The organism is Hydrogenophaga sp., from assembly GCF_018780075.1.
In the GTDB taxonomy this organism is placed as follows: domain Bacteria; phylum Pseudomonadota; class Gammaproteobacteria; order Burkholderiales; family Burkholderiaceae_C; genus Hydrogenophaga.
Genome location: NZ_JADMKB010000032.1, coordinates 51,113 through 69,640, shown reverse-complemented (window position 1 = coordinate 69,640; position 18,528 = coordinate 51,113). Strand labels below are relative to the sequence as shown.

General features: G+C 60.3%; 16 protein-coding genes. 15 read left to right on the top strand and 1 reads right to left on the bottom strand.

Annotation, left to right across the window (positions count from 1 at the left end):
- The first annotated feature begins 87 nt into the window (after positions 1–87).
- From IV088_RS07390 to IV088_RS07320, 15 genes are all read left to right on the top strand, one after another.
- Entirely contained in the window at positions 88–1,185 is a 1,098-nt protein-coding gene (locus IV088_RS07390; RefSeq protein ID WP_291099859.1) for a glycosyltransferase, read from the top strand.
- Entirely contained in the window at positions 1,182–2,432 is a 1,251-nt protein-coding gene (locus tag IV088_RS07385) for an O-antigen ligase family protein (RefSeq protein WP_291099857.1), read from the top strand. The genes IV088_RS07390 and IV088_RS07385 overlap by 4 nt, the downstream gene beginning before the upstream one ends.
- Positions 2,429–3,568, top strand: a complete 1,140-nt coding sequence (locus tag IV088_RS07380) for a glycosyltransferase (RefSeq protein ID WP_291099855.1) — start codon at positions 2,429–2,431, stop codon at positions 3,566–3,568. The genes IV088_RS07385 and IV088_RS07380 overlap by 4 nt, the downstream gene beginning before the upstream one ends.
- Before the next feature lie 2 nt (positions 3,569–3,570).
- The gene (gene asnB / locus IV088_RS07375; RefSeq protein ID WP_291099853.1) at positions 3,571–5,532 is read left to right on the top strand and encodes an asparagine synthase (glutamine-hydrolyzing); all 1,962 of its coding nucleotides are present in this window, start codon (positions 3,571–3,573) and stop codon (positions 5,530–5,532) included.
- A gap of 1,109 nt (positions 5,533–6,641) precedes the next feature.
- A complete protein-coding gene (locus IV088_RS07370) occupies positions 6,642–7,391 on the top strand; it encodes a class I SAM-dependent methyltransferase (RefSeq protein ID WP_291099851.1) in 750 nt (249 codons plus the stop codon).
- Between the two features lie 382 nt (positions 7,392–7,773).
- Positions 7,774–8,976 (top strand): glycosyltransferase family 4 protein, encoded by a 1,203-nt coding sequence (locus IV088_RS07365; RefSeq protein WP_291099849.1) that lies wholly within the window; start codon positions 7,774–7,776, stop codon positions 8,974–8,976.
- A gap of 76 nt (positions 8,977–9,052) precedes the next feature.
- Positions 9,053–9,391 carry an integration host factor subunit alpha gene (locus IV088_RS07360; RefSeq protein ID WP_291099847.1) on the top strand — a complete coding sequence of 113 codons (339 nt, stop codon included), beginning with the start codon at positions 9,053–9,055 and terminating at the stop codon, positions 9,389–9,391.
- A gap of 94 nt (positions 9,392–9,485) precedes the next feature.
- Positions 9,486–10,712: an outer membrane beta-barrel protein gene (locus tag IV088_RS07355; RefSeq protein ID WP_291099845.1), complete on the top strand. Its 1,227-nt coding sequence runs from the start codon at positions 9,486–9,488 to the stop codon at positions 10,710–10,712.
- Between the two features lie 20 nt (positions 10,713–10,732).
- Positions 10,733–11,332 (top strand): polysaccharide biosynthesis/export family protein, encoded by a 600-nt coding sequence (locus IV088_RS07350; RefSeq protein WP_291099843.1) that lies wholly within the window; start codon positions 10,733–10,735, stop codon positions 11,330–11,332.
- Positions 11,332–13,638, top strand: coding sequence for a polysaccharide biosynthesis tyrosine autokinase (locus tag IV088_RS07345; protein WP_291099841.1), 2,307 nt, complete (start codon positions 11,332–11,334; stop codon positions 13,636–13,638). Before IV088_RS07350 ends, IV088_RS07345 begins: the two co-directional genes overlap by 1 nt.
- Positions 13,635–14,375 carry a CpsB/CapC family capsule biosynthesis tyrosine phosphatase gene (locus tag IV088_RS07340; RefSeq protein WP_291099839.1) on the top strand — a complete coding sequence of 247 codons (741 nt, stop codon included), beginning with the start codon at positions 13,635–13,637 and terminating at the stop codon, positions 14,373–14,375. The genes IV088_RS07345 and IV088_RS07340 overlap by 4 nt, the downstream gene beginning before the upstream one ends.
- Positions 14,375–15,049, top strand: a complete 675-nt coding sequence (locus tag IV088_RS07335; RefSeq protein ID WP_291099837.1) for a hypothetical protein — start codon at positions 14,375–14,377, stop codon at positions 15,047–15,049. Before IV088_RS07340 ends, IV088_RS07335 begins: the two co-directional genes overlap by 1 nt.
- On the top strand, positions 15,049–16,656 hold the full coding sequence (locus tag IV088_RS07330) for an O-antigen ligase (RefSeq protein ID WP_291099835.1): 1,608 nt from the start codon (positions 15,049–15,051) through the stop codon (positions 16,654–16,656). Before IV088_RS07335 ends, IV088_RS07330 begins: the two co-directional genes overlap by 1 nt.
- 54 nt (positions 16,657–16,710) lie before the next feature.
- Complete coding sequence (locus IV088_RS07325) at positions 16,711–17,289, top strand: hypothetical protein (RefSeq protein ID WP_291099833.1); 579 nt, start codon at positions 16,711–16,713, stop codon at positions 17,287–17,289.
- Between the two features lie 118 nt (positions 17,290–17,407).
- Positions 17,408–17,989 carry a polymer-forming cytoskeletal protein gene (locus IV088_RS07320; RefSeq protein ID WP_291099830.1) on the top strand — a complete coding sequence of 194 codons (582 nt, stop codon included), beginning with the start codon at positions 17,408–17,410 and terminating at the stop codon, positions 17,987–17,989.
- A gap of 93 nt (positions 17,990–18,082) precedes the next feature.
- On the opposite strand, the gene IV088_RS07315 is transcribed toward IV088_RS07320, so the two are convergent.
- Complete coding sequence (locus IV088_RS07315; RefSeq protein ID WP_291099828.1) at positions 18,083–18,520, bottom strand: hypothetical protein; 438 nt, start codon at positions 18,518–18,520, stop codon at positions 18,083–18,085.
- Between the last annotated feature and the right edge of the window lie 8 nt (positions 18,521–18,528).

Below are 18,528 nucleotides of genomic sequence, written 5' to 3'. Positions count from 1 at the left end.
ATTCTCCATGCAAGATTGGCAAGCCAAAATCCTCATTTTTTATGTGGCCTGATGGCTATGCTTTATATCTTCGAGACCCCCCCTTGAATGCAATGCAAACCAATAAACGTCCTCTTTCTGATCCCATCCTTGCGTGGCGGCGGTGCCGAAAGGGTGATCGTCACCCTCCTAAAACACCTCGACCGCAGCCGATTTCGTTTGTCTCTGGCGGTAATAGATGTGCGTGGGGCAGTGTTTCGAGACGACATCCCCTCCGACGTGGAATTCATCGATCTTGGCGTGACAAGAGTTCGCCACGCCCTACCGAAGATCGTGGCCCTGATTTGGAATCGGCGGCCAGATGTGGTCTTTTCAACCCTGGGTCATCTCAACCTGGCCCTGTCCATAATCCGCTTTCTGTTGCCCCGTGAGGTGCGCACCATCGCGCGTGAAACAAGTATTGTCAGCGCGACATTGCAGACTTACGCCCATCCGGGGGTGTGGGCGATGCTTTATCGCAGGTTTTACCCACGCCATGATTTGGTGGTCTGTCAGTCCCGCTACATGAACGCCGATCTGATCGAACGGTTCGGCTTTTCATCAGAACGATCGGTGGTCATCAACAACCCAGTGGATATTGACCATATCCGTAGGTTGGCCTCCTCGCCGCTCGATCATGCCGGGTCAATGCCGGGTCGTCTCCGATTGGTTGCCGCGGGGCGCCTCTCTGAAGTGAAAGGCTTTGATCTGCTGATCGAAGCCTTGGGATTGCTGAACAACCCAAATGTCCATCTCTGTATCTTGGGCGAGGGGTTGTTGCTGAATGAACTCAAACAACTGGCCGTTTCCAATGGCGTGGCAAATCAGATTGACTTTGTCGGCTTCCAAGCCAATCCTTACGCCTGGTTCGCACGTGCGGATGCCTTTGTGCTCTCGTCACGCCATGAGGGCTTCCCGAATGTGGTTCTGGAAGCGCTGGCCTGCGGTACACCCGTAATCGCCACGCCAGCACCTGGCGGCACAAGGGAGATACTCGATAGCTTCGTTGATTGCGTGGTGGCCGAAAGTGTCAGTGCCCAGGCATTAGCCACAGCAATAGCCTCTTATTTGAGCGGCATGCGGCGCCGAATATCGCCTTCGGCACTGATGGCATATGCACCCGACCGGATTGTCAGACAGTATGAGCAGGTCTTGGAGGGAGCATGATGCAGCAGACCATTGTGCCGGTAAACGCCTCCTTGCCTAGACACTTTTCGATCTGGGTCAATAGCTATATATCGGCATTGGCAACGTGCGTCTTGACCACAGCCTATCTTGATATAGCTGGCTATATCAGCAGTCTCACCAACGGGGCTTTTCTTCCAAAGTACGCGTATTTCTCTTTGGGCGCGGCAACGGTTCCACTCCTCGTACTGCGGCGCAAGGTACTTTGGCTTTACTTGGGGAGCCATCACAGCATGTGCGTGGCAGCGATGGCGTTAATGAATCTAGTTCATTGGTTGGTCCATAGCTATGACGGCCATGGCGAGGCTGCAGCGCTGACCATGACCAGGATTCAATACCTTATCCTGGCGACACTATTGGGTTTTGTACTGATCCAAGCGCGACCGGCTCTCTTGGGTAGGGTATTCGTCTTCCTTTCGCTGCTTTTGACGGTATTGCAGGTGGTCGATTTTATGTTTCCCGGAATGATCGTTCTTGAGGGGACCAAGGGCGTGGTGGAAGGACGCGCCAGTTCCACACTACTCAATGCCAATAAGGCGGCAGAGTCACTCATATTGTTGACACTATTCGGAATACCAATACTGCGGCCCGCTTGGCGTATCTGGCTATTATTACTCGTATTCCCAGGTATCTTGCTATCGTTTTCGCGCAGCGGACTGATAGTGTGGACACTCATCGTGACAGTCGGACTCTGGCTAAGGATATTCCCGCGGAAAACTTTTTTTCTTCTGCTATGTGTCGCATCATTGGCAATTTCTTCGGCGGTAAGTTTGCCTGATCTTCTACTACCCTTGGTGGACTTAAGTGCCGCGGACAATGTGTATCACAGACTCATGTTCTTCTCCAGTTTTGATACGAGCGACTTTAGCTCTCAACAACGAATTGATGTACTCCAATACTCTATAGAGAACTTCCTCACACAGCCGATCCTAGGACATGGTTCGGGCTTCACTCATCTATGGGGATCATTCCAAGAATCAACGCACAACCAGCACATGTTGATACTCGGTGAATACGGAATCTTTGGCTACTCCTTGTTCGTTTGGTTGTTGTTTTTGATTTATCATAGTGACGGATATTTTAAAAGCCAACAACTACCCCAGTTGCAGTTGCTGGCGCTTGGGGTCGCGCTGGCTTTCACCCTATTTACGCACAACATGTTTGATCACCTTTACTGGCTCGTCTCCCTTGTGTTGATAAGTCATAGCATGCCGCATCCCAGAAAATGAAGTCGATCTGCATAGTTATTACCGGCCTTTCCACTGGCGGCGCAGAAATGATGCTGCTCAAACTTATGCAGAGGATTGACCGCAGCCGATTTCAACCAACAGTGATTTCCCTCACCAGCCTGGGGGAAATAGGGCCTCGCATCGAGATCTTGGGCATACCGGTCCATGACTTGTCAATGACGCCGAGCGCACCCAACATAATCAAGTTCATGCGCCTGGTTGGGTTGTTGCGTCAGTTGGGGCCAGATGTGGTTCATACCTGGATGTATCACGCTGATCTGGTTGGAGGGTTGGCGTCAAGGTTTGCAGGCATCAAGGCAGTGACATGGGGGATTCGCCAAAGCAACCTATCACCGGATCAGAGCAAGCGCAGCACCTTACTGGTAATGAAGGTCTGTGCACGTATTTCGGGGTGGCTGCCCCGGCGGATTTTGAGCTGTTCTGAAAGGGCAAGAAGCATTCATGTGGCTGCCGGTTACCACGCCGACAAGATGGTTCTGATTCCCAATGGCTTCGATTTGTCCCGGTTTCAACCCAATGCTGCTGCGCGATATGCCGTGCGGGCTGAATTGGGGCTTGAGCCTGACACGCCTATTGTGGGAATGGTCGCCCGCGACGACCCGCAAAAAAATCATCCAGGTTTCATCGTGGCGGCGGCCAAGGTACATGCGGCCTTGCCACTGGTGCATTTCGTTCTGGCGGGAACCGGAATTGATCGGAACAACAAGGCTCTGATTGAGCTCATTGAAAAGGCAAACCTGGGCAAACAGGTTCATCTGCTTGGCCGCCGCGACGACGTTCCGCGCCTGATGGCGTCGATTGATGTGCTGGCTTCGTCTTCTTCTTTCGGTGAGGCGTTTCCCAATGTGCTCGGTGAGGCCATGGCCAGCGGTGTGCCCTGCGTGGTGACCGATGTGGGCGACTCGGCAGAGATTGTCGGAGACACAGGACGGGTCGTCGCTTCGGGTGACATGAACGGCTTGGCCCTGCATCTTGTTGAATTGTTGAGGTGGCCCGCCAACCGACGTAGCCAACTGGGCTTACTGGCGCGACAGCGTGTGGCTGATCGCTATGAAATCGGAGAGATCGTCTTGCGTTATGAAGCTTTCTATACGCAGTTGATGAGAGGTGGCTGAGCATGTGTGGTATTGCTGGCTTTGTTGGATTTCGACATCTTGAGGGAGATGCCATACTTGCAACCGCGCTGCGCATGGGAGAGGCCATCCGCCATCGCGGCCCTGACCATGCGGGCGTCTGGCGTGACGATGCAATGCAGGTAGCGCTGGTGCACCGCCGTCTGTCTATCCTGGACTTGTCCCCGGCGGGACACCAGCCCATGGTGTCGGCCTCAGGTCGTTTCGTGATCGTTTTCAACGGCGAGATCTATAACCACCTGGAATTGCGTCAGACACTGGATTCCCGATTTCGCGGGAATGAAAGCCAAAGTGCATCGGCGTGGCGCGGGCATTCGGACACAGAAACTCTGCTGACCGGAATTGATTCCTGGGGTTTGGAGGAGACACTCAAGCGATCAGTGGGAATGTTTGCCTTGGCGATTTGGGACCGCAAGGAACGCTCGCTGACCTTGGCGCGTGATCGCATGGGCGAGAAGCCGCTCTATTACGGTTGGCAACGTGGCGTTTTTCTGTTCGGCTCCGAAATCAAGGCGATCAAGGCGCACCCCGCATTTGCAGGCGAGGTTGATCGCGGCGCCATCGCCCTGCAGATGCGCCACAGCTACATCCCTGCGCCTTATTCGATCTATCACGGTATACGCAAACTGCCACCCGGACATTGCATAAAGATCACGACATGGGATGAGTCAGCACAAAATGCGCCTCATCCTTATTGGTCTTTTCCGCAAGCCGTGGAGTGCAGTCGTTACGATCCATTCACTGGCACTGATACCGAGGCGGTGGATACGCTGGATGGATTAATGCGCTCCGCCGTTGCACAACAGATGGCCGCCGACGTGCCACTGGGAGCGTTTCTCTCCGGAGGCATAGATTCCTCCACCATCGTGGCCCTGATGCAGTCGCAGTCGTCCCGTCCGGTGAAGACCTTTACCATCGGATTCAAAGAGGCAGGCTATGACGAGGCAGTGCATGCCAAAGCGGTGGCCCAGCACTTGGGGACAGAGCACACCGAACTGTATCTATCGCCGCAGCTGGCGATGAATGTCATTCCAAGATTGCCAACTCTGTACGACGAGCCGTTTTCAGATTCATCTCAGATACCCACATATCTGGTCTCCGAGATGGCACGTCGCCATGTCACTGTATCGCTCTCGGGGGACGCCGGGGACGAATTGTTTGGCGGATATAACCGCTATCACATGACAAGAGGCGTGTGGGACAAAATCGAAAAAGTGCCTCGCCTGTTTCGTCGTGTGGCATCAACCGGTCTAACGTCACTTCCACCAGAACGATGGGATCAGATTTCCAGATGGATCCCGGGTGCCACCAAGTATGCTAATTTTGGGAACAAGATTCACAAAGGTGCCAGCGTATTAATGTCTCAGTCGCTGGATGAACTGTATCTCAACTTCATCTCTCACTGGTCTGACCCGGCTTCACTGGTGATCAACTGGATTGAACATCCAACTCAGATCACAGCGCCACCATTGCACCTGAGCGGCAAGATCGAACAGATGATGGCGCTGGATTCGGTGAGTTACCTCCCCGATGACATCCTCTGTAAAGTAGACCGTGCCGCCATGGGCGCTTCCCTCGAAACCCGCGTACCGATGTTGGACCACCGCGTGGTGGAATTTGCTTGGCGCATACCCCTGGAGATGAAAATCCGACATGGACAGGGCAAATGGATACTGCGGCAGGTACTGAACAAATATGTACCGAAGGAGTTGATCGAACGCCCGAAGATAGGCTTTGGTGTGCCCATCGGTGGGTGGCTACGTGGACCATTGCGCGACTGGGCAGAAAGCCTATTGGACGAATCTCGCCTTCGGAACGAAGGTTTCTTTTATCCGGCTCCCATTCGGAAGAAGTGGGATGAGCATCTCTCCGGTCAAAACAATTGGCAGTATCACCTGTGGGATGTGCTGATGTTCCAAGCCTGGCTGGAAGCCAATCACTCCTGAACGAGCATTGATGCAGGCATCTCCGCGCTGCCTGCACATGGACAGCAATCCCGATGCGATGTGCTGCTGGTTTGCGCGCATTTCGCTAAATTGGCTGTCGCTGCAGACGGTATTGTTTTCAAGGCTGCCCTACGCCTGAGGCCGCCAGCTGGCGGCCTCAGGCAAGCGCTGGCGTGGGCGCTGACCAGATGGCAATGAAGCGCGCGGCCTGTCCGCGATAGTGAGCCCTCTTTTAGGGCATGCCGCGGCTAATCGCCTTCGTGCCGCGCCTGCCAATGTGCATTTCGCTTCTCTGTTTGCCCCCTATGAAAATCCTCCTCTTTGCCAACACCGATTGGTACCTGTACAACTTTCGCCGCTCGCTGGCCCAGGCCCTGCGCGAGGCCGGGCACGAGGTGCTGCTTGTATCTCCACCCGGCGCATACGTTGCGCTGCTGCAAGACCTGGGCTTTCGCCTGGGTGGCGGCCCCCATGCAGCGGCACAGCCTGAACCCGCTGCGCGAGCTGGCGGTGGTAGCTGTAGCTGCGCCAGCTCATTCGACGCCAACAACTGGATCTGGCGGCACACTGCTTCACCTTCAAGTGCGCGGTTTACGGTCCGTTGGACGCGCGCAGCGCAGGGCTCGAGCCGGATTAGCTATGTATTCACCAGCAACGATCCTGGCGCGAGGACTGCGTCCGCTGATTCGCAGCCTACTGAAGGGTGAGTTGGAGGGGGCAGTAGCCGCCTGATTCTGCAGAACCCGGACGACGCGGCATTTTTCAAACGCGCAAGGTATCGTGAATGCAGCACAGGTGCGGCTGATACCGAGCTCAAAATGAAATGCGGCAATGATGCATACGTCAATGAAGGTCTTACAAGTTGAGCAATTAGGTGGAAGTACTGAAAAATCCGAGGCACAGACAAAACACATATTCTGCAGAATCTCGACGCTGCTATCCCGTCCAACAGTTTGGTGTTTATGCATTGGCCGCCATCTATGCAGGTAGAGGTACGCTATAACTCAGCCAAGGGAAATATGTGCTTATATAAGAAACTATCATTGCCTCCAAGCACTTCGACGAACACCGAGATGCCATTTTGCAATTTGAAAATATAGCTTCAAATTATGATTAGAAAATTTATCAACTTCAACATCAGAGCGAGTAAATTATTTGATCAACTTCTCCCCGAGTCGTACAAGACAGATGGAAATAGAGATTTCAAAAATTCTTTCGCACTCCAATACATAACATCAGGAACTCACTGCATCGATATCGGCGGAGGTAAAAATCCCTTTATTCCAAACCATATGAAAAATAATAAAAATATATACGTTACAGGAATAGACATCGACCAAGACGAGCTAAATCAAGCACCTAAAGGATCTTATGATCATATCAAATGCGCTGACATACAGCACATAGTTGGCAATGGGGATGCAGATTTGTGCATCTGTCAAGCCGTGCTTGAGCACGTACCGGATGTTGAAGCAGCATTTAAATCCATGTCAACCCTATTAAAACCCGGGGGTATTGCAATAATATTCGTTCCAAGCAGAAACGCACTGTTTGCTCGCTTGAACTTAATACTACCCGAGAAAATAAAAAGAAAAATCTTATTTTCTATATTCCCCAACACCCAAAGAAACCAAGGATTTCCCAGTTATTACAATCGCTGCACTCCAGTTGAGTTTCGCTCTATTTCAGAACACACCAATCTAGAAGTCATTGACTCTCGGTATTATTACACCAGCTCATACTTCTCTTTTTTCACGCCACTATATATAGCGTGGAGATTTTGGATAATTGTGTATAAAAGAATGATGGGCGAACAGGCTGCCGAGACATTCAGCATGGCATTGCGAAAACGCGCGTGAAAGTGGAGTAAGAACAGAGATTTTTGAGGCACCCTAAAGCCGCCACCTTGTACAAATATTTTGCCAACCTTACTCCATTTTAATTTGAGGTCTATTTCACCCTCCCATTTGGCTGCTCATCACAAAAACAACCATCACGACTAGTCTGCACCTACAACAATCGAACCAAGGCGACAATCTATTTTGCAGAATAGATTATGCATTTCATCCATGACGTAAGATAGCATATCATTTTCGAATATTCAAATAAAATCAAAAAGCCATAGTTGAAAAAATGCTGACGAAGTTAATCAGTGGGTATCACACAGACTCGACGAGCTGAAACCGATGCAAGTCCTAGCCTCCGGTTTGGTCCAGTTTTGAGATTGGCACCAAACACCCCATGAAAATCCTCCTCTTTGCCAACACCGATTGGTACCTGTACAACTTTCGCCGCTCGCTGGCCCAGGCCCTGCGCGAGGCCGGGCACGAGGTGCTGCTGGTGTCTCCCCCCGGACCATACGGCGCGCTGCTGCAAGACCTGGGCTTTCGCTGGATGGCCGCCCCCATGCAGCGGCGCAGCCTGAACCCGCTGCGCGAGCTGGCGCTGGTGCTCTGGTTGCGCCGGCTCATCTGCCGCGAACAGGTGGATCTGGTGCACAGCTTCACCATCAAATGCGCGGTGTATGGCTCGCTGGCGGCACGCAGCGCGGGGCGGGTGCGGGTGAATGCGGTGGCGGGCATGGGTTATGTGTTCACCAGCAACGACCTGTTGGCGCGCTGCCTGCGCCCGGTGGTGCGCGGCCTGCTGAGGCTGGGGCTGGGGGGCGCGGGCAGCCGCGTGGTGTTGCAGAACCCGGACGATGTAGCGCTGTTCGAGCGCGCTGGGCTGGTGGATGCCGCGCGGGTGCGGCTGATTCCCGGCTCCGGGGTGAACTGCCAGCGTTTTTCACCTGCGCTGCTGGCCGGGCAGCCCGACCCAGCCGATGTCCTGAGGGTGGTGCTGCCGGCGCGTCTGCTGTGGGACAAGGGCCTGGCCGAGTTTGTGGAGGCCGCGCGCCTGCTGAAGGCAGAGGCCCGCAAGGTCCAGTGCCTGCTGGCCGGCGACCCGGACCCGGGCAACCCAGCTGCGGTGCCTGAGGCGACGGTGCGTGCCTGGGCAGAAGCCGGGCTGGTGCAGTGGCTGGGCCATGTGGACGACATGCCCGCCCTGCTGGGCTCGGTGCACGTGGTGGCGCTGCCAAGCTACCGCGAGGGTTTGCCCAAGGGCCTGATCGAAGCGGGCGGGTGTGGCCTGCCCTTGATCACCACCAATGTGCCGGGCTGCCGCGAGGTGGTGAGCGACGGGGTGGACGGCTTGCTGGTGCCCGCCAGAAACCCCCGGGCACTGGCCGATGCCATCGCCCGGCTGCAGGACGAGCCTGTGCTGCGCCAGCGCCTGGGCCAAGCCGCTCGGGCCAAGGCGCTGGCGCAGTTTGACGAACGGCTGGTGATCGAGCGAACCATGGCTGTGTACGCGGAATTGCTCGGCGACCACGTCCAGCCCAATGCGCAGCTTTCTGTTGGCGCCCCCAAAGCGGTCAGCCAGGGCGCCTCGACCTCCTGAACCCAGCCCACGCTGGTCGCGCGGGAACCCGCCTGCCCCGCGACCCATTTCTTGGCTTTCTGACTCCTCAATCACCATGAACTTGCTCATTGACGACCTCGAAATCTCTTCGCTCACCAAGACCCAGATCGTTCAGATGCTCGCGGACCAGATCGGTCTGAGCCACCGTGAAGCAAGGGACGTGGTCGACGGGTTCTTCGACATCCTGACCAGCAAGCTGGCCGAAGGCAAAAACGTGAAGCTGGCCAGTTTTGGCAATTTTGAGCTGCGCAACAAAAATACCCGGCCAGGCCGGAATCTGCACACAGGGGAGCCGGTGGACGTGAAGGCGCGCCGCTCGGTGAAGTTTTTTGCAGGGCCCAAGCTGCGCCGGCAAATGGTGGGCGAAGCGGGGCCGAACAACGCTGCTTCCTGAAGACATCCCAGCCATTTACAATGATTTATCATTTTTTGATTTTTACTTACGTTTTTGACGTTTTTAGTTTTTCACACACAAGGAGTCTCCTACCATGCACATGACAGACGTTGAGCGTTTCCCCCTCGTTCCCGCGTTCGCTTCCCACAGCGCTGTCATGGCGGCGGTGATGGCCGCGCTCGCTCTGGCCGCTCCGCTGGCGCAAGCGCAGACAGGTGCGTCCACGCCAGACCGCGCGGTGCGCCTGGCCGAGGGGGTGCTGTTGTACCCCTCGGTGAAGCTGTCTCTGGGGCACGACGACAACGTGCGCGCTGCGCCCACCGACACCGTCTCGGCACGCGTGTCCACGCTGGCGCCCGCCCTGAAGCTGGACGCCCGCAACGGCTCGGGCATTTACGGCCTGAGCTACGGCGGCGCCTATTCACGCTACAGCGGTCTGAGCGCCGACAACACCAACAACCACGACCTGGGCGCCACCGGGGCGCACGAGTTCAGCGCCCGCTCGCGCCTGAACTGGGGCCTGGGCTACCAGAACCGCTACGACGCGCGGGCCGACGCGGTGGTCGCGTCCGCGGCCCCCGATCGGTGGCAAGGCAACAACCTCAACGCCCTGTACAGCTACGGCGCGCGGCAGGCCCAGGGTCGGTTGGAGGCCGAGGTGAGCGCCAACCGCAAGCGCTACCAGAACAACCTGGTCACCACCCAGGGCTCCGATGTGGATACCCGGCAGATCGCAGGGCGCTATTTCTGGCGCGTGATGCCGCGCACCTACCTCGTGGCCGAGGCCCGCGCAGCGGCCAACGATTACCGGGTGGGCACCGCCAACAACAACACCGACACCCGCCTGCTCGCGGGCGTCACATGGGAAGCCACCGCCAAAACCACGGGTCGCGTCAAAGTGGGCCAGCAGAAAAAGCGCTTTGACAGCGCCACCAGAGCCGATGTGTCCAAAGCCACCTACGAAGCCTCGGTGGAATGGAAGCCCTTGTCGTACTCGGTGTTTGTCCTGGTGGCCAACCGTTCTGCGGAAGACGCGCTGGCCGAGGGTGACTACAACCAGAACCGCAGCCTGGGCCTCACCTGGAGCCATCAGTGGAGTGAGGCGGTGAGCAGCCGCGTCGGTGTGTCGGACATCAGGACCGATTTTGTGAACAGCGCCCGCCGGGACGACACGCGCTCCACCAGCCTGGGCCTCACCTACGGGCTGAACCGTCACTACACCCTGGGCCTGGACGTCATGCGCACCCAGCGCGATTCCACGCTGGCGCCCAACAACCACAAACGAAACACGGTGCTGTTGAGCGTCAGCGCGGCACTGTGAGCCACGACAACCGGTACGGCATGCTGAACATTCTTGTTGGAGGAAGCCGCACTCTGAGCCGCTGGGTGCCTTTGGTGGCGCTGGCCGTGGCTCTGACCCTGGGCGGGGGCAGCGTCGCGCCCGCCTGGGCTCAGGGCACGGCCATCAACAGCGGCTTGTCGTCTTACGCCCTGGGCGCCGGTGATGTGATCTCGATCCGCGTCCTTGGCGAAGACGACTTCACCAAGGAAAAGATCCGCCTGACGGACGCCGGCACGATCTTTTTCCCATCGGTCGGTGAAATCCGTATCAACGGCACCACGCTGGGCGAGCTGGAGCGGATCATCACCAACGGGCTGCGCGGCCGCATTCTGGTGAATCCGCGCGTGTCGGTGGAGATCAACGAATACCGGCCCTTTTTCATCACTGGGATGGTGAAGAACCCGGGCAGTTTTGCGTACCAGCCGGGCCTCACGGTTCGCAAGGCGGCCAGCCTCGCAGGCGGCTTTGAAGAACGCGCCTCGCTCAAAAAAATCTTCGTGATCCGCGAGCGCGACACCACACAGACATCGAAACGGGTGGAGCTCGACTCCAGCATCGGCCCGGGTGACCTGATCACCGTTGAAGAAAGCTTTTTTTGATGACCCCCTCCACCACGAGTCCGGCCGCTGCCGCGATGAGCAGCAGCCGCTGGAACCCGTTTTCCGACCGGCACGATCAACGGTCATCCAGTGACCCCGTCGATGGCAACACCATCGACCTGGTTGAACTCTGGCGCAGCGTGGCGAAGCGCAAGTGGTCCATCCTGGGCCTGGTGTTGGCCGTGGGTCTGCTGGCGGTGGCCCTGGTGCTCAGCATGACACCCGTCTACCGCGCCACCGCGGTGGTGATGTTTGAATCGGGCAAGTCGCAGGTGGTGTCGATCCAAGACGTGTATGCCGGGGCATCGGGCAACCGCGAGTACCTGGCCACGCAGCTGGAGATCGTGCGCTCTCGCGAGGTGGCGCTGAAGACCGTGCAGGCCCTGAAGCTCTGGGACCACCCAGAGTTCGATCCGCGCACGGCCCAGCCGGGTCCGCTGGCCGCGCTCACCAGCGCCGTGACGCAGGCGCTGGGCATGGAAGAACCCGCAGCGGAAGCAGCGTGGACGCCCGAGCGCCTGACCGCAGCGGTGGTGGCGCCGTTTCAGGCCAGTGTGTCGGTGGAGCTCTTGCGCAACAGCCAGATTGCCAAGGTCAGCTTCGAGTCCAGTGACCCGGCGCTGGCCGCGCGGGCGGCCAACCAGCTGGCCCAAGTGTTCATTGAAAACGACCTGAACGCCCGCTATGAGATGACGCGCCAGGCCACCAACTGGCTGCAGGAGCGCGTGACCGACCTGAAAGACAAGGTCTTGCAGTCCGAGCGGGCGCTGCAGGCCTTTCGCGAGCGCAGCGGCATCATCTCGACGCAGGGCTTGGCCCAGAGCGGCTCCAGCAGCCAGCTGGAAGGGCTGACCACCCGCCTGATCGACGCGCGCCTGCGCCGGACCGACGCCGAAACCGCTTACAGCCAGATCCGCAGTGCGGCCCGGGGCGCCGACCTGAGCGAGATCCCGGCGGTGCTGCGCGCGCCCGGCGTGGCGGAAGCCAAGCGCAATGTGCTGGAAGCCGAGCGCAAGTTCAGCGAAACCTCGCAGCGCTACGGCTTTGAACACCCACGCCATGTGGCTGCCAAGGCCGAGCTGGAAGCCAGCAAGGCCAGCCTCAAGAGCCAGCTCGACACCACGGTGGCCAGCATCAAGCGGGAGTTTGAGGCAGCCCAGTCGGTGGAGCGCGAGATCGAGCGCACGCTGGGTCAGGCGCGTTCGTCGGTGCAGACGCTGAACCGCGCCGAGTTCGAGCTGGGGGTGCTGCAGCGCGAGGTGGAGTCCAACCGCGAGATGTACAACATGTTCATGACGCGGGCCAAAGAGACCAACAGCACGAGCGACCTGCAGTCGCCCATCGCGCGGGTGGTCGACCCGGCGCTGACACCGGAACGGCCGGTGAAGCCCCGCAAGGGCTTGGTGGTGCTGGTGGCGATGCTGCTGGCCCTGATGGTGGGGGTGGCGGCCACCTTGTTGATCGACCAGCTCGACAAGACCATCAAGACAACAGACGATGTGGAGCGCAAACTGCAGGTGCCGCTGTTGACCACGCTGCCCCTGCTCAACAAGGCCGATGCCCGCCGCGCCGCGTCGGCCCGGCTGTTCACCGACCAACCCAACTCGGTGTTTGCCGAGGCCGTGCGCACCGCGCGCTCGGGCGTGCTGCTGTCGGCGCTGGACGAGCCCCACCGCACACTGGTGATCACCTCCAGCCTGCCGGGCGAAGGCAAGTCCACCTTTGCGATCAACCTCGCGCTGTCGCACGCGCAGACGCAGAACACCTTGCTGATCGACGCCGACATGCGCCGCCCGTCCGTGGCCAAGTCGCTCGACCTCACGCCCACCGCCCTGGGACTGTCCAACTTTGTGGCGGGCAACAAGCCCTTGGCCGACTGCGTCCAGCGCATCGAGGGCACACGCCTGTCTGTGATGCCCTCGGGCCCGCTGCCGCCCAACCCGCTGGAGCTGATCAGCTCCAGCCGCTTCCGCGAACGCCTGGCCGAACTGGGCCAACAGTTCGACATGATCATCATCGACTCGCCGCCGGTGGAGCTGGTGAGCGACGCGCTGATGCTCTGCTCGGTGGCCACGGGCGTGATCTATGTGAGCAAGGCAATGGACACCTCGACGCCGATGGTGCTCAAGGGCCTGGAGCGGGTACGTCGCGCGGACGGGCACGTGCTGGGCCTGGTGCTCAACCACTTCGACTTCCAGCGGGCCAGCCGCTACCACGGCGACTATTCGGGCTATGGCAAATACGGCTATGGCAAGAAGGGCTACGGGTCGGCCTACGGTGAGGCCTACAGCAGCAAGGCGGCATGATCGATCTGCACTGCCACCTGCTGCCGGGCATCGACGACGGGCCGACCACGCTGGCCGAGGCCGTGGAGCTCGCGCGGATGGCGGTGGCCGACGGCATCACCACCAGCGTGGTGACACCCCACATCCACCCCGGTCGTTACGACAACCACCGGGAGAAGATCGAGGTGTACCTGCGCGCCTACCGCTTGGCGCTGGCCCAGCAGGGCATCCCGCTGGAGCTGCGCCTGGGCGCCGAGGTGCGGGTGTCCCTGGAGAGCCTGGCGCTGCTGCAACGCGGTCAGGTGCCGTTTCTGGGGGAACACCGGGGGTGGCGCGTGCTGCTGCTGGAGCTGCCACACGGCAGCGTGCCGGTGGGCAGTCTGCAGTTTGTGGAGAAGCTCCTGCAGATGAACATCCGGCCGCTGCTGGCGCACCCGGAGCGCAACAGGTCTTTCATGGACAACCCGAGGCGCATCGACCCCTTTCTGGCCGCCGGCTGCTGGCTGCAGCTCACCGCCGGCTCGGTGACCGGCGACTTCGGCAGGCAGGCCCAGAAGCTGGCTCACCAGTTGCTCGACGAAGAGTCGGTGCGTGTGGTAGCGAGTGACGCGCACAACCGCAGCACGCGACCGCCTCGCCTGAGCCGCGCGCATGCACTGATCACCCAGCGCTGGGGCGACGAGGTGGCCGACGACCTCATGCGGCACCACCCACGACAGATCCTGCAAATGGAGCGTGCACGGGGTGTGAGCGCTTGATGCCGTTCGGCTGGCCCCATGCGCCCGCCCTCGGCAGGCTGCTGCTGGCGGTCGCCGGACTGGCCGCCATGGGTCTCATCACGGTACAGCTCTGGCCAGAAGCGCGGGCCAACGCCCTGGCCATGCAGCCGCTCGCGCAGGTCCGGGCCTGGCAGGCACCTCGCGCGCAGCCGCCCGATCCCGAGGCCTGGTTGCGGACGCGCGCCGCCTTGGACCGGGCGCTGGCCATCACACCACAGGCCGCCGATCTGCACGAAGCCATGGCGTACCTGTACCTCAGCGTGGCGCTGCGGCCCGATCCCGACCCGCTGGTGCAAGGGCCTTACCTCAAGCAGGCGCTGGCGCACCTGCAGCAGGCCACGGCGGCGCGGCCGATGGTGCCCAGCGCCTGGGCCAACCAGGCGCTCGCCTTTCACCAGCTCGCCTTGCTGGAGGTGGCCGAAGCGGAACCGCACCGGTCGGCGATGTGGCGCGCCTTTGACCGCGCCCTCGCCCATGGTCAGCGCGAGCGTGGGGTGCAGCAAGCTTTGGGGGTGGTGGCGTTTGCGCACTGGGCCAACCTCAGCCCGGTGCGCCGGCAGGCGGTGACAACCATGCACGCCCAGGCCACCCCATCACAGCAGCGTGCGCTGCTGGCGCTGGCCAGTGCCCACGAGGTGGATCTGGGGTCTTGATGGGTCTTCTCACAACGCGCGACCCGGCGCCCGCGGCCGAACCACGAGACGGTGGCCTGCTCTACGGTCTGCTCGCCACGGTGTGGCTCGCGACCCTGCCGCTGGGCAGCAAACGCACGGTGGCGGTCGCGGCGATGGTGTTCACGGTCTTCGGCTTGAGCGCCTGGGCCGGCTGGCTGTGGCGACACCACGGCGCCGAGGCACTGGCGCGCCTGAAACCGGTGCGCTGGCCGCTGGGCCTGTTGCTGGTGCTGTCTGCCTGGATGGCGCTGCAGGCTTCTCCCCTGCCCGGGCCGCTGGTGCAATGGCTGTCGCCGGAGGCCTGGGCCGTGCAGGCGGGCGTGACACCCCGGTTCACCCTGAGCCTGGACCCACAGCACACCCGCATCCAGGCGGCCCTGGGTCTGGCACTGGCCTTGGCGTTTGCGTTGGTGGTGCTGGTGATGCGCAACCGCCAGCGCATCGACACCGGCGTCATGGGGCTGGTGCTGATCGGCCTGTTTCAGGCGTTGCTGGGTTTGCTGCTCTGGTCGGCCCAGGCGCGCTACCCCTTTCTGTATTTCGATGTTTCCCACGCCGAGGTCAAGGGCAGCTTTGGCAACCGCAACCACATGGCGGGATTTCTGGTGCTGGTGCTGTCCATGGGCATCGGCCTCATGGTGGCGCGCCTGGGGTCGGCTCGCTCGCAACAGGGCCGCCATTGGCGCGGCCGTGTGAGCGGTGCGCTGGCTTTCGTGCTGAGCGCGAAGATGCGTTTGCGCCTGGTGCTGGTCGTGCTCGTGATCGCGCTGGTGCTGACGCGCTCGCGCATGGGCAACACGGCGTTTTTTGCGGCCATGCTGGTCACGGGCTTGCTGACGCTGCTGCTGAGTCGGCGCGCTGCGCCTTCGATGGTGGTGCTGGTCGCGAGCCTGGTGGTGATCGACGTGCTGGTGGTCGGCACCTGGGTGGGGCTTGAAAAGGTGCTGGAACGCATCCAGGGCACCGATCTGCTGATGGAACAGGACGCCGTGCCGGAAGCACGCCCAGCCAACCCACTTCCCCCGCCTGGGCCTGCAGGGCAGAACGCAGCGCCCAGCACCGGCGCGGTCGCACCGCCCGCGCCAGGCGCTGCGGCACAGAAAGCGCCAGAGGTCAGGCCCGTGGGCAAACAGGAATCGGTCGAAGAGCGGCAGCTGGCCGCACGCTTCGCCCTGGACCTGATCGACGACTTTCCCGTCGCGGGCACCGGCGCGGGCAGCTTTTACGGGTCGTTCATCCGGTACCGCTCCCCAGGCGACGCCTTTTTTGACCATGCCCACAACGACTACGCCGAAACGGCCGCCAACCTGGGCCTGGTCGGACTGGGGTTGAAGGGTCTGTTGGTGTTGCTGAGCTTGGCAAAGAACCTCCAGACACTGGCCCGGCGGCGCTCCAGCATGGCACGGGGCATGGCCTTTGGCGCCCTGATGGCCACGCTGGCCATGGCGATTCACGCCACGGTGGACTTCAACCTGCAGATCCCGGTCAACGCCCTGTTGATGGTGATCGTGCTGGCGATCGGCTGGGCAGCGGCTGAGCTGCCATCGGGCGCGCGGCGCGAACTCGGCGCCCCCGTCGGTGGGTGAGTTGGCGAATTGACGGTGTTTTGATAGTATGACCAATCATTTTTGGAGATTTTCATGATGTTTTTAATGAAAAAGACGGTAATAGCAGCTTCCGCTCTGGCCTTCAGCCTGACCGCCTGGGCCGGTTTCTCCCAGGGCATGCGCCCCGATGCGCTGCAGACCGAGATCAAGGCGCAGGTAGCCGGCAAAGTGGGCCTGAACGACATGCTGTCGGCGGCGCAGGCGGCAGGCATCCCTGTGGCGGCGTTTGCATCGGCCGCGTACCAGGCCGGCCTTCCGGTGGCCGAAATCACCGCGGCCGTGTTGACCCAGGCGAAAGACCCCTCCGTGGCGCTGGCCATCCTGGGCGAGGTGTTTGCGAGGAACCAGGCCGCCATCTCCACCGTGTTCTCCACGGCGATCACGATGCCTTCGATCACGCTGAGCGCAGCCACCGTGGAGTCATCGATCGAAGCAGGTTGCGGATGGGACTGCCTCTCCGCCAGCGCGGTGACCCCTCTGACGCCCAAGCGGCTGACCGGAAACAACGTCACGCCCCCCCCGGCACCCAGCGCTCCCGCGACATCGACCACATCCACGAACAACAGCGGTGGTGGCACTGGCACCGGGAAACCGATTTCTCCAGCGAGCTGACCACGCCTTGCTCTCTCCGACGCCCGGCCGACCGGCCGTCGGATCAAATATGTACATTTTGTTATTTTTGGTACATTAATGTCACCTTTATCACAGAGAGAGCAACATGAGAGAAAGCATGCCACTGAAAGAAGCTGACAAGAAGGTGGTGAGCCCGTTCGTCACACCGGTGGAGCTGAAAGCCCGCTCGGTCAAGGCGATGCAGAGCAGCGAGGACATCCACGTGGGTCCGAACACCCAGCTCAGCGGGGGCTTCAACACCAACGGCATGATGATCGTGGACGGGCGGGTCGACAATGCAGACATCGCTGCCGACCGCCTGGTCGTGAGCCATATCGGCGATCTGGAAGGCAAGGCCGTGGTCCACCGCGCCGAAATCAGCGGTGTGTTCAGCGGCGAACTGGTGGCCGGGGACGAGGTGATCGTGCGGCCGACGGCGAAGATCTCGGGTTCGGTGCACTGCCAGAAACTGGTGATTCACCGGGGTGCACGCATCGAGTGCACGTTTTCGTGTGTTCAGGAGACGGTCCACGACAACCCGGCGCTGGCCACTGACGCGACGGTCGCCAACGCCTTCAAACAAAGGCAGAAAACCCATCTTCTGCGCGATCGCCGGGTGTTCCTGGCGGGTGCAGGCTCCGTGCTGGCCGTCATCGGCGCAGGGGCCATGCTGGTGGGCCTGAAGATGGTTCTGGTCTGATCAGGGACACACGCGGTCCAGACCATGGGCATGGCCTGGACCTTCGGTGAGCCGAACGCCCCCCGAGTGGGGCGTCACATTCCGCACCTTGCGTCACATGGCGGGATGCACCTTGACAGCGAAGATGTGCGAATAGGCCATCCTGGGTGAAGGCATCACGGGCTCGCTCCAGCTGCGGGCACGGTCAAGCCGCCCGTTCTTCACATACACGCCCCCGGTCACAGCGGTCACCACCCCCAGGGCAGACCGGTACACGAGTGGCCGGGAGGCCTGGTAGTAGATGCCCTGTGTGTCCGAAAACCGGGCGCGGTACGGCCCCTCCGGCATTTCAAGCACGATGCCCGGCGCCACTTCGGCGAACCGGTTGCCCCGCAGCTCCAGCCAGCCGCTGTTGGCCTCCACACCTTGCACCCCGGCCAGGTCTCCGGTGCTGGAACAGCCCCCGACCCCGATCACGGTGCCCACGAGCGAGAGGGCAATGACCGTCTGGCCTGCGAGGCCTCGAACGACGGTGTTGAACAGATTTTTCATGGCGGTCC

What these genes read in the sequence shown, in the direction of transcription:
- IV088_RS07390 (WP_291099859.1), top strand. Translation starts at nt 88, where the DNA reads ATGCAATGCAAACCAATAAACGTCCTCTTTCTGATCCCATCCTTGCGT.
- IV088_RS07385 (WP_291099857.1), top strand. Translation starts at nt 1,182, where the DNA reads ATGATGCAGCAGACCATTGTGCCGGTAAACGCCTCCTTGCCTAGACAC.
- IV088_RS07380 (WP_291099855.1), top strand. Translation starts at nt 2,429, where the DNA reads ATGAAGTCGATCTGCATAGTTATTACCGGCCTTTCCACTGGCGGCGCA.
- asnB (WP_291099853.1), top strand. Translation starts at nt 3,571, where the DNA reads ATGTGTGGTATTGCTGGCTTTGTTGGATTTCGACATCTTGAGGGAGAT.
- IV088_RS07370 (WP_291099851.1), top strand. Translation starts at nt 6,642, where the DNA reads ATGATTAGAAAATTTATCAACTTCAACATCAGAGCGAGTAAATTATTT.
- IV088_RS07365 (WP_291099849.1), top strand. Translation starts at nt 7,774, where the DNA reads ATGAAAATCCTCCTCTTTGCCAACACCGATTGGTACCTGTACAACTTT.
- IV088_RS07360 (WP_291099847.1), top strand. Translation starts at nt 9,053, where the DNA reads ATGAACTTGCTCATTGACGACCTCGAAATCTCTTCGCTCACCAAGACC.
- IV088_RS07355 (WP_291099845.1), top strand. Translation starts at nt 9,486, where the DNA reads ATGCACATGACAGACGTTGAGCGTTTCCCCCTCGTTCCCGCGTTCGCT.
- IV088_RS07350 (WP_291099843.1), top strand. Translation starts at nt 10,733, where the DNA reads ATGCTGAACATTCTTGTTGGAGGAAGCCGCACTCTGAGCCGCTGGGTG.
- IV088_RS07345 (WP_291099841.1), top strand. Translation starts at nt 11,332, where the DNA reads ATGACCCCCTCCACCACGAGTCCGGCCGCTGCCGCGATGAGCAGCAGC.
- IV088_RS07340 (WP_291099839.1), top strand. Translation starts at nt 13,635, where the DNA reads ATGATCGATCTGCACTGCCACCTGCTGCCGGGCATCGACGACGGGCCG.
- IV088_RS07335 (WP_291099837.1), top strand. Translation starts at nt 14,375, where the DNA reads ATGCCGTTCGGCTGGCCCCATGCGCCCGCCCTCGGCAGGCTGCTGCTG.
- IV088_RS07330 (WP_291099835.1), top strand. Translation starts at nt 15,049, where the DNA reads ATGGGTCTTCTCACAACGCGCGACCCGGCGCCCGCGGCCGAACCACGA.
- IV088_RS07325 (WP_291099833.1), top strand. Translation starts at nt 16,711, where the DNA reads ATGATGTTTTTAATGAAAAAGACGGTAATAGCAGCTTCCGCTCTGGCC.
- IV088_RS07320 (WP_291099830.1), top strand. Translation starts at nt 17,408, where the DNA reads ATGCCACTGAAAGAAGCTGACAAGAAGGTGGTGAGCCCGTTCGTCACA.
- IV088_RS07315 (WP_291099828.1), bottom strand. Translation starts at nt 18,520, where the DNA reads ATGAAAAATCTGTTCAACACCGTCGTTCGAGGCCTCGCAGGCCAGACG.